The sequence below is a fragment of the Flavobacterium hiemivividum genome (assembly GCF_004349145.1).
Lineage (GTDB): Bacteria > Bacteroidota > Bacteroidia > Flavobacteriales > Flavobacteriaceae > Flavobacterium > Flavobacterium hiemivividum.
Map to the genome: position 1 here is coordinate 13,443 of NZ_SMFO01000013.1, position 16,051 is coordinate 29,493.

A 16,051-nucleotide genomic window follows, 5' to 3' on the forward strand; every position below is an offset into this window, starting at 1 on the left:
AATTTGACAAAAAAATCAGAAGTGACTAACCATAAACTAATCTCTTGTACTACAAAAAATGAGGGACTTGAAGTCCCTCATAAAAAGTATCTGTATTTACGATAGAATGTACTTTGTCATCGCAATTACTGCCTGGTATAATTGATGGGGTTATAAAAACTAAACCATGGATTGAAAGTCTGCAAAGTTGAATTGCAAATTTATGCCTTAGATTCGCAAATTATTCCAATTATAAATATTTTAAAATCCGCGAATTTGCGCTAATAAAATTTTTAGAAGCTAAAGCGAGACCCACTAAAAGTGCATAGTTTTTAAACTTTATTTGAGATCAATAAAGATTAAAACTCATACTTAACTCCGAAGAATACATTCCTACCAGAGGCATTAATTCCCGAAGAAAAAGTACGGTATTGGGTATCTAAAATATTTTCGATACCATTGAAAAAAGTGAATTGCTCAGATAAAAATAAAGTTCCTTTCAGATTGTATGTTTCCCATGAAGGCGTCCCGTTTTCGGGTGCATATTTTAAATTATCCTCTCCGCTTGGAGAATACTCACTCAATTTTTTCTTTCCACTGTATAACATATATAAATCCAAATTCATAAGCCTACTTTCATATTTAAAACCCGTTTTTCCATAATATGGGGCAATGTGATCTAAAGGTTCCGTAAGGCCGTCATGCTGAATTCGACCATGCGTAAAATTAAAAGTACCGTACAAGAGTAATGATTTTGTTAAATAACTTTTAAAGGTCGAAGAAATACCTGTAATCTCTCCTTTTCCTTGATTTTGATTGGCATAAAGCACACTGTTCTGCCCTTCATAATTCATCGAATTCTGACCATTTAATGTAAAAGGTCCCGTGACAATCGCATCGTAAAGTCGGGTGTAATAAAATACGTTCTCTAACTGGAAATGCTTTCCTTGCCAAAGCGTAATACTCAAATCGGCTGTAACCGACTTCTCTGGTTTTAAATCTTTGTTAGGTACAATTAAAGTTCCTGCCGAAGAATCAAAAATTTTAGACAAATCATCAATATTTGGCACACGAAAACCCGAAGCCAGATTGAATGCTATTTTACTGTTTTTACTTGCGTTATGAACAATACCAACAGCTCCACTATAAATGAAATTTTCCTGCGACACAGTGGTATAGGGCAAATTCATAAAGTTTGTCACAATCTCACTATTCAAAGAAGTGTAACCCGCTCTGGCACTCGCATTAAATGAAGCTGTTCTACTAAAATCATTACTAAAAGAAACAAAACCTTCTGCTCTAAAAGTATTGTTCTTTCCATCTGGATAACGAGAATCAGTGATGGATTCCTCATTTGTAATTATATTTTTCTTCACTCCTACCGAGTTCAAATCATCATAATAGACATCGGCGCCATAAATAAAATCAGCTTTTCCTATTTTAGTTTTAAAATCAGAATTGATTGCAAACACCGATACATTTTCGGTTCTAGCGCTTTGATTTGGGTTACCAAAATTTCGATTAATTCTACTTTCTTCAATGTTTTGATAACTTGCAGTCAAGTTTAAATCGCTATTTAAGAACAATCGCTTTCGAGATAATTTATAGGCCGAAAGTAACCTTTTTTGTGGTCCGTAATACCACGTTGCATATTTTAGTTTTCCGCTGGAGTTTAAATCTGTTAGTCTATCATACCTTGGAACATCTGTACTGGTCGAATACTGTAAATTTAAACTGTGTGTGGTATTGTAATTTTGTTCATAGATGATTTTTTGTAAAAAATCATATTGTTTGTACCCTGAATATTTTTGCAAATAGCGATCTTCACTTGCAACAACTTCGTCAACTCCATTTGTAGTTTGTACATAAAACGGTCTTTCTCCAAAAAAATCATTGGAACCATTTCTACGTTTTCCCATTTTTAAATCTCCATATTCATTATAAGAAAACGATGTCAAAGAAGCCCATTTATCAGACGCAAAGTTCAAGTCTCCATGTCCTAAAACTCCCTGATTAGAAGTACTATAATTCGTTATAAAGTTTCCAGCAAATTTCTTGTCTTCAGTTTCATAAAGTAGTTTTGGGTTTCTAGTTTGAAAAAAAATAGCTCCACCTAGCGCATCACTTCCGTAAATGGTTGAAGACGGACCAAAAAGCACATCGATACTCTGCAGCATATTTTTATCTACAGAAACACTATTTTGTAAATGTCCTGCTCTATAGATTAAATTATTCATTCTAATGCCATCAATCACTAATAATACCCTACTCGCTTCAAACCCACGAATATTAGGACTGCCGCCGCCTTGTTGCGATTTTTGAACAGCTAAAGTTCCAGAGTTAGCCAGAACATCGGCACTAGTTTGAAAATTACCTGATTCTATTTCTTTCTTTGAAATACTTTCAACTTGTTGGGTGATTTTTCTCTTAGATTTTGCAAAACGTTGCGAACTTACAACAACTGCATCTAACTTTATTGAGCTTGTGGTGTCTTTTTTAGTTTGCGAGAAACCTGCCAAAGAACATACTAGTGCCATAAAAAAGATCGTTATTCTCATGTTTTAATTAATTATTAATGCTTTTATAATAAGAAGCACAGCCCTATGTATCTTGACTATGCTTCCTTTTAAAATATTATACTCTGCGAATCTACAGCAATAGAAATTACTCTTCTTCTTTGATTGCCTGAATTTGTGCGGTCGATAAAATGGTGTTGAATACTTTTAAATCTTTAATTTTTCCCACAAAAGAATTACTTTCATTTCCTATTGTATTTAAAGGAAAAAACAAGGTTTTCATAACCCAAATCGAGTCTTTTTCGCTTCCCGTAGAAACTTTTTCTCTGGTTAGTTTTTTTGCTAATATCCCGTCAAGATACAATGTCGTTGAGTTATTGTCTCCTGTAACGGCAATGCTGCTCCACTTATCTTCTGGAATAGAAATGCCAAAATCATAGTCATTGCCTTCATGTGAAAATCCAAGATTTCCTGTTTTACCTTGCTTTAACTTTACCGTCGCATGATTCGATTGAAAAATAACAGCGTTTTCCTTGTTGTTCTTCGAAGGATTAATTTTAAAAGCTACCGTGTAATTATACCCTATTTCATTATACGGAAGTTTCACATGACTGCTGTGTTTCTTTAGATTCAATACTTTAATTTTCCCGTCAGAAACGTACTTGGTGTGCCTGCCTTTCTTTATCTTGTCTTTACCATTTAAAGGAAAGTTTAACACCAAAGAGTCCTTAGACTTAATCAACCCTCTCAAATTCAGGCCTGGACCTTCGTTTATATTTTTTGCTTTTTTAGAAAATTCATTAAACGCTACTACTTTATTGGTTCCGCTCCACATTTTTTCGCTCAAAACTTGAATTGCCGGAAATACTCTGTCTGTAACATCCTGAGCCGTGATTCCGTTTTTAGCTACATCATTCCATACGGCAAACATGCCTCCTCGTATAAAAGGGTCCCCCATGTGAAAAACGGTGTTCCCAATAGTAACAGGCTCCCAATTATTATATAAATGCTTTACATTCAAATAATCGTAATAATATCCCGCTGCAGGAACAATATACAACAAACCGTCTGGTGTGCTAATTAACGGGTAGCCCAATTCCTTCATTTTTAAAGGATCTGCATAGCCATTGTACCAAGCATTCATAGTCACCCCTTTGGAAGTCACAGGTGTAATTCCCTGTGCATGAGTCAAAGCACCCCAAACTCGAACTTCCTTACCAAAACTTTGAACATGTTTTATGAAATGATCAGTAAACTTTCTAAAAGATTCCGATTCCTTTTTGTCATATTCATCCGTTCCAATATGTACTTCTTTGAAACGAAAAACAGGTGAATCACCTTCTAAATATTCTTTAAATACGTTTTCAACAATTGTATACGTTTCTGGATTATTGATATCTAAATGATCTTTACCATATTCCTTACTCGCAATCTGCGGAAAAGCTTTGCTAAAAGCCAAAGAATGAGCAGGAACATCAATTTCAGGAATAATATTTACACCATAGCTCTCGGCTAATATCTGCAAATCAATAAATTCTTTCTTGGTATAAAACTCCCCTTTAGTAGGAAGCTCTGGATAACGTTCGTTTTCTAATCTGAATCCGCTATAAGTGCTTTCCCAATCATTATTGTAGTGCTTTACAAAAGCATTGTCATTAAGATGCAACTGGAAATCTCCCATTTTATAATAGGCCATCAACTTTACATAGTCACGGAGAAAATCGATTGTGAAATATTTGCGCCCTACATCGAGCATAAACCCACGAACTTCATACTTGGGATAATCTCTCGAAATACCCTTTGGCAACGAACTCAGCTTAGCATCTTGCTCCAGCATCTGTAAAATAGTGCGTGTTCCCCAAAAAACACCTTTATATTGAGCGGCGTTTATGGAAATATAATTCGCTATAGAGAGCGAATAGCCTTCTACTCCTAATTCCTCCTTATTACCGTTTAAAGAAATGAAAATATCCCCCGTTTTTGGGACTCCCACAACAACAGTTGGTTTTAGTGCTCCAAGTTCAATTAAATCATTTTGAAAAACTGTAGCAGCCTGCATTAATGTACTAGCATCTTTAGTATCTACCACAATTCTGGATTTGGTTGTTAATACAAAATTACCTTCCGCACCCACCCATTCCCTGAGAGAAGGAATTATAAAAGGTTTTGCATTTATTCCATTATCTTTATGACTTCCTTCCACAGTTAGAGCAATAGGAATCTCTATACTGGACTTATCACTTAGTTTAGTTGCTTTAAACAAAAGATTAACCTGAAGTTTATTTAGTGGCGTAAAAACAGTCCCATTTTTTGTAATTACCGAAAGATTATCTGAGCCAATTAACTGTAAAGTGAAGTCATTAGGAACGATGGGCATTTTATATTTTGAAATCCCTTTAACAATAGTTGTTTCCACAATCATTTTATCCCTTAGGAAAATCGAATCAAGTTTAGTCATTCTCGTTTGAGCTGATCCGTGGATGGCTACAAACGAAAACAAAATTGCTAAAGCATGCTGTTTGTATGTCATAATTATTTTTATTATTAATTATTTTTAAACCTCTAGAGAAAATAGAGTAATTTTAAAGCTGACTAAAATAAGTTTGTCCTTATATTGAGTTAAAGCTATTCCTGGATTATAGAGAACTTCAGTATTTACTTTTTAAAAGGAACCTTTACAATTACGGTTTCCCCTTTACCTTCCTCATTGGCGATACTTTGAATTGTCCACAGATCAGTTAAATTATCTCCGTCTATAATACTACCACTATAGTCGCCCCAAGCCACGCCATCAGCTGCTCCTTTTCCTTCTCCTACACTTACAATTTCGCGAATTGCTCCTGGCTTATCCTTTTTTTTCCTAAAAGCGAATCTAGGACTGATAAAAGAGTTCTCATTCGCTTCTTGAAAACCTATTAACACGTCTTGCTTTTTATTAACGGCTATCGTTGTTTGAATATAATTAGTATCAACATTACCTATTATTCCTGTTTGAACGATATCACCTGTTTTTGCATTTATTTGATGCCATTGCACAGCTGAACGATTATCAACATTTACCGCTTGAGAGAACCAAATATGGCCACTCTGAAAAACTACATTTTTAGGATTTCGATCTCCACTTGAAACTTTTTGTGTTGTTCCTTTTTGATCTGATTGCGGCGGATATGTCATGTTTTTTAATTGGTGTGGTTTTCTAGAAACAACTACCGCATATGGTTTTCCATCAGCATCTTCAGTTACTTTACGAATTACAAAATTCTTACTTTCGATACTAAAGAAGTAGAGATCATCAATTGCATCTTGCATAAAAACCGGATGACCTAAACTCCCTTTAAAATGATATATAGTTGCTGGTTTTCCTGCTTTTGCCTCATTCATCTTTAAAACAAATGTGTTTTCTTCTCCACCAGGATAGGAATAACCAATCCATTTTTTGCTGTAGCCAATTCCGCCGCCATCGACTTCTTCAGTTCTTGATATAGGATACGTATTCCATGCTCCTCTTGGGTCATCGCTTTCTGAAACCGAAACATTTACTGGTTTGGTTTTCGCTTTGTCATAATACCACCACAAGTCAAAAACAAAAACTTTGTTATGAATGTCAAAAAACATTTTAGGATCTATTCCGTCATTAAAACAATTTTGAGAAACTCCTTGAATAAATTTCCCTTTCTTGTCATAAATGATCAATCCACTATTTGTACCATGTAAAACATAACCACCTCCAACGGCGATTTGTGGATCTACCTGTCGGTCACCATCCATTGATCCATTAAAAACTTGGTATCCATTTATCATTTGTGGGTTACCACCTTGTATTCTTTCCTTACACTGACCTTCGTTATTAAACGTTTTTTTACGTATTGGATTTACTACTTCTGTATTAGAAGGGTATATTTTGTCATTTATACTTTGAGCACTTAACGATGCGAAAAATAGAAATAACAAAAAAGTTAAACTTGCCTTTTTCATTTTTTATTTTTTAAAATAGTTAATAGTGATTAGAAAGTTTTTAACGCTCCCTATTTATTCTTTTGGATTTGAATAAAAACCCTTAAATTAAATTGTTTTTATAGTTGGAATATTCCAACAACAAAAAAGAGAAGATTAAAAAATAATCTTCTCTTTTAAAAAAATAAAACTATTTTTTTTTAGTATATGGAATTTTCATTTTAATCTCCCAAGTACCTGTATCATTTATTTTCACACCCCATCTAATATATGCTCTATTACGAATCTCTCCAGTACTGGGATCAATATATGCAGACCAGTTTTTGAGACCGTTATCGGCCTCATAAGCTACTTTATCCACAGTAAACGCATCATCAGTGGTCAAATAGTACATTAAATAAGAATTGGTTCCAGAACTATATGTTCTTCCGTATTGCGGGAAAGGTGGAGCTGGAAGTCCAAACGTACTACCTTCGGCATCATTAACAACTCCGATACTGTTATCATGATAATTTTGTAAATAACTAGCTCCATCAGGATAAAAAAGAACTTTAGAAGGATCTAATGCAACCCCATAACTATCAGCTATGATCATTTTCACTTTGATTGCCTGTTTAGGTTCATCACTGACTTTTTTTATTGTTATATAACGACTTGTACCGTTCAATACTTTTGGTACTTCAGGGTCATTATCATTCAAAACCGTATAAGTAGATCCAATATCCCATACACCTGCTCCTTTACCAAGTTGTAATCTTGACCTCATTTCTGTAGGAAATTCAACTTGTTTAAAAGGTCGTAATTTTATGTGGGTAAATTTATCCAATTGACGCTCTCCACGAACATTTTTTACATTGACATTGACATCAAAATCATCATTAACAACCATTCTTGTTGCTTGTGTAAATGCAAATTGTCCACTAACTGGATTCATTAGAATTGATGGCTGTTTACTTATTTCCAATTTTTTCATAGCTAGTTCCAATGTAGTATCCGTATTTGGATCAAATGGTTTCAACCAAGTTAAAATATCATGTTCCTCTTGCAACTCAGTAGTTACTTTTCCATCTTTATCTGTAATACTTGTAATTTTCCATTCCAAGGGATAGGTCGAGCCCTCAGAAGCTGGCGGAGGTGAGGTTATAAATACCCCGCGTGGAACGTCTATATTATCTTGCAACGAATGTATATTATCACTAATGTAGCCCACTTCTGGTTGTTCACATGATGATACAAATACAGTAATCATTAAAAAATAGATTATCTTTTTCATATGTAATAGTTATTATTAATTTTAGATTATAGGTATTAATCCCTTAGAAAATATTTTCCACAGGGTCTATTTCCTATTTCTGTTGATTATTTAGATTAATATTCAATTTACGGAATAGGTATATAATTCGAGAAAATATGATTTCCTTGCAGAACATGTATAATACCATTAGTAGAAACTAAATTAGAAGTTCTCACTACCGTTTTCTTGTCATCAACTATGTCATCAGTAGCATCCCAGTCAGCACCAACTTTGAATGTATAATAAACATATTCTGGGAAATTATCCAATTGCCCCGTATATTCTTCTACAGGCTCCAATGATAACAGCCTTTCTTCCCCATTACGGGCTACATAAACTTTTCCTTGCTTTACAAGTTTACTGCGATCCAAAGTTTGGTCGAAAATATAACCACCAAGCATTACTTTTAGTTCTGGCTCAGTAATATCATTTATTGTAAATGTTGCCGTTGGATCTAATTTCCGCTTTTGACTTAGAATTGCAATTACATAATTTTTGATTGATAGGTTATTTGGAGCAAAGAGAGTTGTTGATTTAGCATTCACAACTTCAACCATATCCGCTTTATCAATCAATAGAGCCAAAGTGTCAAGTTGCTTATTTGATTTTAAAAAATCATAAGTACTCATATTTACATTCGGATCGGCTAAACCTCCATCAACAAGATAATCATCACTTGAACATGAATATAAACCGAATAATGTGATTAGTAATAATATTGTATTTTTCATATTTTTATCCTTTATTATTTATTTTTAAACTATACTACAATTTCCCTTTCCAGTAATCTGTTTGAGTAATCGCTGGGTTGATGGATATAATATTAGGGGCAACTGGCCAAAAATAACCTTCTTTCGCATTTCTGGCTGGATTAGACCAGTTCACTCCAGTGAAATAATTCATTCTGATTCTATCGAAACCTGATTGAGCTTCTCCTACCAACTCAATGGCACGTTCATCAAAAATAGCTTTAGTTAATGAAGCTCTATCGGTAGCGCCGGTATAATTGGGAACATTTGCTTTACCTCTAATTGTATTGATATCTGCAACTGCCTCTAACGACTTATTCAACTTCATATTTGCCTCTGCTCTAATTAGATAGATATCAGCCAATCTAAAAATCAAAATATTAGATTCCGAAAAATTTGCATAAGCATCAGTTGCAGTTGCATCCTTTGTACGTTGAGAATATTTCTTCAAATAAGACTCGTCTGTTCTATTATATTCAGAGAAGAATAAATCTTTACGTACATCATTATCTCTATCACTATTCGAATCCATCATTTCAGATCCGTAAAAATCAGGGTCGATATAAGGAGCCGATCCACTAACTGTTTTAAAAATAGGATAGTTAAGGGTTAACCCAGTATGTGTGTTATCGCCGCTAGATACTCTGAAAGATTCATTCACATCTGAACTAATATTTATTTCGAAAAGACCGGTTTTTGATTGTCCAATGCACATTTTATCAAAATCAACATTTGAAGCTGCTCCAGTTATAGGGTCGTAAACAATATTAGAAGTATAATCAATAAGAGATGCGTTGCTATTATTAATTACAGCAGTTGCTGCAGCAATCGCTTCTGCAATCATTTGTGGATTATCATTATCTCTACTAGCGTACCATAAGGCTATGTGCGCTTTTAGTGCTTCGGCACTTCCTTTATTGGCTTGAATCGCCCATGTAGGATCTCCTGGCGACGAATACTGTAATAAACTAATTGATTTATTAGCTGCTTCTAAAGCGTAAGCCAACACTTTTTTCTCATCTTCTCTAGGTAGGGATACAATATAACCATCTTTAACTAATTGATCTGAGGACTCGATAACATCGGTAACAATAGGCACATCACCCCAAATACGAGCCATATAGAAATAAGACAGCGACCTAATAAAAGCAGCCTCACCAATAATTCTGTTTTTTTCAGCTATTGATTTAAATTTAGTATCAGGCATGTCACTAACATGTTTTTCAATAGCAAGAGCCCAGTTAGCAGCTCTATAAAAACCTTTCCAGTCACGAGTATTATCTCTATAAGCTAATACATAATTTCCACTTCCTTCAATGTAATCCGAAATCCAGCTACGGCTATTCATAAAGGTCATCCCTGTAAACTCACCCCAATATAAGAAAGCACTATTATCTATTAGTGTGTTTTTTAACAATCCATAACAACCAGCAACAGCTGATTCCGCATTTGGTTGAGATACCCAAAAATTATCTGGAGTTGTAATACTTACGGGTTCTTGGTCTAAAATGTCAGTACAGCCCATCATGCTGAACAAACCAAAAACCATAGCGCCAATTTTAATTTTTATATTATTTTTCATTTTTTAATTCATTTAAAATTTAACATCCAATCCAAAGGAAAAGGTTTTTGCTTGTGGATATCCATTTCCGTAAGTATATCCATGCTCGTCTACAAGTGAGGCATCTGTTACCGTCTTAGAACGTTGCCATTGATACGGATTTAAGACAGAACCGTAAATACGCACACGAGACAAGTGTAGCTTTTCTAAGATAGGATTTCTATCAAAGGTATATCCGATCGAAGCATTGGAAATTTTCCAAAAATCACCACTTTCTATCCATAAAGATTGTCCATCTCTAAATCTGTAAAAAGAAGGTAGGCCTGTTGTAGATGGATACAGTGCTGGAAATCGAACACCAGCTGCACCATCACCTGGTTGTTGCCAGAAGCTTAGGTCACTTAAATCAGCTAATCCACGTTCTGCCCATGATGTTCCTCCTCTATCGTAACTATCCATATACTTTTGTAACACCGAATTTAAAATATCAGATCCAAATGAGAATTGACTATAAGCTTGTAAGTACCATCCTTTGTATTTCAAGTTCACATTAAAAGAACCAATAAGATCTGGAGTTGGTTTAAATTTAGTATCTAATATATTGTCACTAAGTCCGCCATCATCAGATAGCAAGTAATCCCCATTATAGTCCTTCCAGATAGGGAAACCCGGAGCTATAGTAGCCCATGCATCTTTTCCTTTCAGTGGTTGACCTGTATAAGGATTAGTTGGCAATTGATTCAAGTTATCTAATATATACTCATTCCTGAATAAGACGGGAAGATTAAGTGGCATACCTACGACATATCCGAAACCTCTATAGTTACCATCAACCCCATAATAATCTTTATTACCGTTAGGAAGCTTAGTCACAAAATTTTTGTTTTGGCTAAAACCAGCCGTTAACTCAAGATTCCAATCATTTGTTCTTGGAAATACATTCCATTTTACCATAGTCTCCCAACCGTAATTCATTACCCCAGCAACATTGGCTTTAGCACTATTGTAGCCCGAATAAGAAGGGAAAAGAATATCAAAAAATAACTTATCTGTTTTCTTATTATAAGCATCGAAAGTGACATTGACTCTGTTATTAAACAAATCCAAATCGACACCTAAGTTCCATTGTGTAGAATTCTCCCAAGAAAGCTTAGAATTTCCAATAGCATTGTAATTCGGGACAACACCTGTTACTCCTCCATAGGAAGAAACATTCATTGTATTTGACCATAATGGATTTCCACCATAACCCAAGTTATAGGAACCATATCTTAAAAAATTAGCATCAAATTGTTTTCCATTGACACCGTAACTAGCTCTAAACTTACCATAGGTTAAAATATTTGAGATATTATCTTTAACAAACGCTTCGTCTGAAAAAATCCAACCTATAGATACCGAAGGAAATTTAGCCCAACGAACATCTTTACCAAAACGGGAAGATCCATCGATACTATAACTTCCATCAATCATATATCGTTCCTTGTATCTATACCCAACACGTCCGAAGTAAGACAATAATGCATTAGATTCTATGCTAGTATAACCATTTATTTGTTCCTGAGTATAGCGATCGTTTATCACCTGGATTGCATCGCTTCCAAAACCTTGAGCCGAAATCCCTATATCTTCATATTTATTATAATCTGTTTTAGTACCTAAGATACCTGTAATGGTATGATCACTAATAGTCTTATAATAACTTAAATATACATCAGACGATAGGTTCTTTCTTGTATATAAAGCATAACTAGCAAAACCGTCCCCTTCCTCGCGAAGTATAGAAGGCTCGTAGAAATTTTTCTTCTCCGTACTATAAACAAAATTAAATTGAGTATTAAAAGTAAGAGCATCTATTATGTTGAATCTAGAGAAATTAGAAATAGTCGTTTGGATACTTTCATCTGTATTCAGTTTCTCACTCAATTGTCCTTTAATCGCTTGCTTTTTAGCGTCAGATATAAAAAATAATGATGAATTTAAATTAGCAGGATCTGAAGGTAAAGTTGAATTAAAATTAAAATTCCCTCCATAAGGATTTCCTTGACCGGTTTTATTATCAGTATAAGTAAGGTTTACGCGAAGTTGATTTTCAAAGCTTTTCCCAACTTTAGTGTTAAGGTTACTTGCAAAAGTATAACGCTTGAAACCAGAATTTTGCACTACACCTTCAGCATTATCATAACCTAAAGACACACGATAATTAGAAGTTTCAGAACCGCCTCTAACGCTTAAATTATATTTTTGAGTAACACCAGTTCTATAAAACAACCCTTGATAGTCCACATTATTATTGAATGCCGGATTCAAACTATCAGACAAAACCATTGGAACCTCTCTACCTTGAGCATATTGTGATTTCCACCATTTGTCAATCATTCCAATTTTAGCATTTCTTTCTGCTGCTCCCACTAGCATAGGCACTAGTTCAGGAATTGGAGAAAAACCAGTATTAACAGAAAAATTAAACTCTGGTTTATCTAAAGCAGTTCCTTTTTTAGTTGTAATAATAATTACTCCATTTGCGCCGCGAGAACCATAAATAGCAGCTGCTGAAGCATCTTTCAACATGTCTATACTTTCAATGTCGTTTGGGTTCAAAGAAGCTAAAAAATCAGTATTAGATGTATTGTATCCCGCGAGATCCTCCAATGAAGTTTGTACACCATCGATTACATACAATGGATTACTATATCCAGTACCATCTACACTCCCTGACATATTCGAATTACCACGAATAACAACAGAACTACGTCCTCCAGGAGCCCCACTTTGAGTTGGGGTTGAAACCCCGGTAGACAAGCTTGCAATTAAAGACGATACACTCAAAACTGGTATCGATTCTAATTGTTTGCTGCTAATAGTAGCAACCGCAGCATTCACATTTTTCTTATGCGCCTTTTGGTATCCAATAACCACAATGTCACTTAATTCATTTTGCGCTGGTTTAAGTTTGATTTTGTAATCTTTTTTATTACCAACAGTAATTTCTTTAGTCTCGAAGCCTATAAAAGAAATTTCTAAAACATCTGTATCCTTAGCTTCGATAGAAAAATTTCCATCACTATCTGTAGAAACAGATTTTGTAGACCCTTTAATTCTAACAGTTGCACCAGGTAAACTTTCTCCTAATTCGCCGCTCACTTTCCCTGTGATCATACTTTGTTCTACAGAGATTCTTTCAAAGTTCTTGTTAATGGACTCTTTCTGCTTGTTAGTAGGAAAATCTTCGGTGTTTGCAACAGCCGACATGTTGAACAACACAGCACATAACATCGTCGATCTCTTTAACATCCAAGGAACTAATCTCTTTTTCTCCTTAAACATTTTAGACTCTAGCGAGTGTAGATTTTTTTTCATAAAATTGGTTTGGTTAATGGTTAATTAATTAGCTCTTTTTTTTTAGAGTTTTTTTTTAGTTTAATTATAACAATCTTTATAAAAACATTAATTAGTAAAAAAGTCGTCGCCTTTTAAAAAAACAAAAAACGCTTCTTTTTCTTTACTTTATTTCAAAGACTATATTGTTCTTCATATAGTCAAAATATCCTACTCCCAAAAAACAATCATTACCTATTCCTTTTTACTCCATCTTTAGAAAACACACCGATTTACTAATGTTATCCCACTTAAATAGGTATAGAAACTAACCTCATTAACACAATTTGTAGAAGCAAATTCCTATTTTTTAACGAAACTATATATTAAATTTTAATAAAGCAAGTAAAAATGTTAAAAATGTGCACGAACACATGAAATATGTGTTGTCGTGCACATAAAAAAACATTATGTCTTTTAATTGTGATAAAATACTGTGTTATAAACAACTTAATTAACATTTAAAACACAACCTACTGACACATATCTATAATATTCTCTATACATAACAAAACATTATACATATGCATTAAAAACAAAAACAAAAAAATTAACAATCAAAAAACAACTAATTATCAATACATTATTTCATTAATAAATTAATTCGTAAACATCTATTACTTAATAAAATTTCAAAAATTTAAACAATAGTTGTTTGCCTTACAAAAAGACTGAAATTAAGTTTTAAGCTTTTTTTAACACCGTATATCTTATTAACTGTTTTATAAAAAAATAATCTATAAATATGTTTTCTTTCAAAATTTAGCTTCTTTTGTAAAACACAAAAACGCTTTATAGACTACTAAACAAGTAAACGCTTTTGTAGTTTTCATTCAATAAAAAAAATATATTCGAATAATTATGGAACAAAATACTAATACCTACGAAGTACAGCGAATTTCAAAAGACCAATTACAAATTAGCGGTAAAGGTGAAAGTGCCTTATGGAAAGAAGCCGTAGTTCTTTCAAACTTTATATCGCCTTGGGACAGCGAGACACCTTCAAAAATTGAATTTAAGGCGCTTTGGGATGAAAATCAGCTGTTTTTTTACTTTACTGTTTTTGACACAGAAATTCATATCGACAAAAAAGACGATACTGTTGTCAGCATTGGCAATTCAGACCGAGTAGAGCTTTTCTTTAGACCAGATAGCAGTCTAAACCCTTATTATTGTCTTGAAATGGATACTGACGCAAGGATAATGGACTTTATTGCCTACCCTAATAAAGAATTCAATTACGATTGGAAGTGGCCCGAAGGAGATATAGATGTGAGATCATCTAAAAATGAAACAAGTTTTACCGTAGAAGGTGCAATTAGTATTGACTCTCTAAAAAAGTTTAATTTGATTAAGGATAATAAGATCGAAACTGGAATTTTTAGAGCAAAATATAATTCAACGGACAATATTAATTTTGAGCCCACTTGGATAACATGGGTCAATCCTAACACAGAAACCCCTAACTTCCATATTGCATCTTCATTTGGGGTTTTAGATTTAAAGTAATACTATTATTCCATATAAAAACTGGCGTTTTCAGAGTTAACAATATCAATAGGCAAAAGTATAGTATCCGGTATTTTTTTACCGAATATGAAATGATCAACCAGACAGGTTATACCCAGGTAAACCTGTCTTTTTGGATTCTGGTGTATCAAGAAATCGATTGTTCCTTGATTTAAATAATCCACATTTTCAGCTATCAAATCATAACCGATAATGGCAATTTTATTGGGTTTTGTTTCGGCAATTATTTTAGCTATCTGATATCCTTTAGAAGTTGTAATAAAAACACCTTCCAAGTTAGGATTCTCGTCAAGAAAATTTACAAATTTAGTCTCAATAGTAGAGTTCTTTAATTTTAAAGTACTGATATGTGAATCTTCGACTCCTTTTTCAGTAAAATAAGTCCTAAACCCTCTTTCTTTTTCCTGCATGTGCACCGCATTCTTATAACTTTCGTCAATATGAATGATCGCAAACTGACCTTTATTGGAGAATAAAGCCAACAATTTAGCCGCTACCCTACCGCTGCGATATAAATCCTGCCCAACAAAGCTCTTAATTTCTTGCGCTTGTACTTGATTATTAAAGGTATTTACGATTATTCCCTTTTCATTGTATTTCTCCACTACTTGCAAGGCTTCTTTATAAAACAGGGGAGCAAGCAAGACCGCATCTGGTGATAAGCCTAAAACACTCTCGTTGACCTTTGTAAAAGATTTTGTACTTGTAGGATCAAAATAATGCGTTTTTATAGACAAATTAAACGCTCTAAATTCCTTAATTGCCTCTTCGATTCCCTTTACACAAGGAAGCCAATACGCGTCATAAGTAGGATCAGGAAGAATAACACTAATGGAGTGGTTTTTATTATTTTTCAAGTTCCTTGCAATAAGATTAGGTTCGTAGTCAATCTCATTAAGAACCGCGTTAACACTATCATAAGCCTTCTTAGAGACCTTGCCTCTTTTATGCAATACTCTATCAACTGTCCCTTTTGAAACTCCGGCTAACAGAGCGATATCTTTAATAGTAAGTTTTTTATCCATAGCGGGCAAATATATAAAAACTTTAGTATAAAATATTTTGATTTTAATAAAGTACAATATTTATC

At 33.9% G+C, this 16,051-nt stretch carries 9 protein-coding genes; 1 reads left to right on the top strand and 8 read right to left on the bottom strand.

Annotation, left to right across the window (positions count from 1 at the left end; all coding sequences use genetic code 11):
• Positions 1-338 precede the first annotated feature (338 nt).
• From E0F98_RS13855 to E0F98_RS13885, 7 genes are all read right to left on the bottom strand, one after another.
• Complete coding sequence (locus tag E0F98_RS13855) at positions 339-2,537, bottom strand: TonB-dependent receptor plug domain-containing protein (RefSeq protein ID WP_132112495.1); 2,199 nt, start codon at positions 2,535-2,537, stop codon at positions 339-341.
• Between the two features lie 106 nt (positions 2,538-2,643).
• Entirely contained in the window at positions 2,644-5,025 is a 2,382-nt protein-coding gene (locus E0F98_RS13860) for a family 20 glycosylhydrolase (protein WP_207917108.1), read from the bottom strand.
• Positions 5,026-5,150: 125 nt separating this feature from the next.
• Positions 5,151-6,470, bottom strand: a complete 1,320-nt coding sequence (locus E0F98_RS13865) for a hypothetical protein (RefSeq protein WP_132112497.1) — start codon at positions 6,468-6,470, stop codon at positions 5,151-5,153.
• A 169-nt stretch (positions 6,471-6,639) separates the two neighbouring features.
• Positions 6,640-7,722 carry a DUF5007 domain-containing protein gene (locus tag E0F98_RS13870; protein WP_132112499.1) on the bottom strand — a complete coding sequence of 361 codons (1,083 nt, stop codon included), beginning with the start codon at positions 7,720-7,722 and terminating at the stop codon, positions 6,640-6,642.
• A 107-nt stretch (positions 7,723-7,829) separates the two neighbouring features.
• Complete coding sequence (locus E0F98_RS13875; protein WP_132112501.1) at positions 7,830-8,474, bottom strand: fasciclin domain-containing protein; 645 nt, start codon at positions 8,472-8,474, stop codon at positions 7,830-7,832.
• Positions 8,475-8,508: 34 nt separating this feature from the next.
• The gene (locus E0F98_RS13880) at positions 8,509-10,074 is read right to left on the bottom strand and encodes a RagB/SusD family nutrient uptake outer membrane protein (protein WP_132112503.1); all 1,566 of its coding nucleotides are present in this window, start codon (positions 10,072-10,074) and stop codon (positions 8,509-8,511) included.
• A 12-nt stretch (positions 10,075-10,086) separates the two neighbouring features.
• Complete coding sequence (locus E0F98_RS13885) at positions 10,087-13,413, bottom strand: SusC/RagA family TonB-linked outer membrane protein (protein WP_132112505.1); 3,327 nt, start codon at positions 13,411-13,413, stop codon at positions 10,087-10,089.
• An 879-nt stretch (positions 13,414-14,292) separates the two neighbouring features.
• Between E0F98_RS13885 and E0F98_RS13890 the strand changes: the two genes are divergently transcribed.
• Positions 14,293-14,940 (top strand): sugar-binding protein, encoded by a 648-nt coding sequence (locus tag E0F98_RS13890; protein WP_132112507.1) that lies wholly within the window; start codon positions 14,293-14,295, stop codon positions 14,938-14,940.
• 5 nt (positions 14,941-14,945) lie between these two features.
• On the opposite strand, the gene E0F98_RS13895 is transcribed toward E0F98_RS13890, so the two are convergent.
• Positions 14,946-15,986: a LacI family DNA-binding transcriptional regulator gene (locus E0F98_RS13895; RefSeq protein WP_132112509.1), complete on the bottom strand. Its 1,041-nt coding sequence runs from the start codon at positions 15,984-15,986 to the stop codon at positions 14,946-14,948.
• Positions 15,987-16,051: the final 65 nt, after the last annotated feature.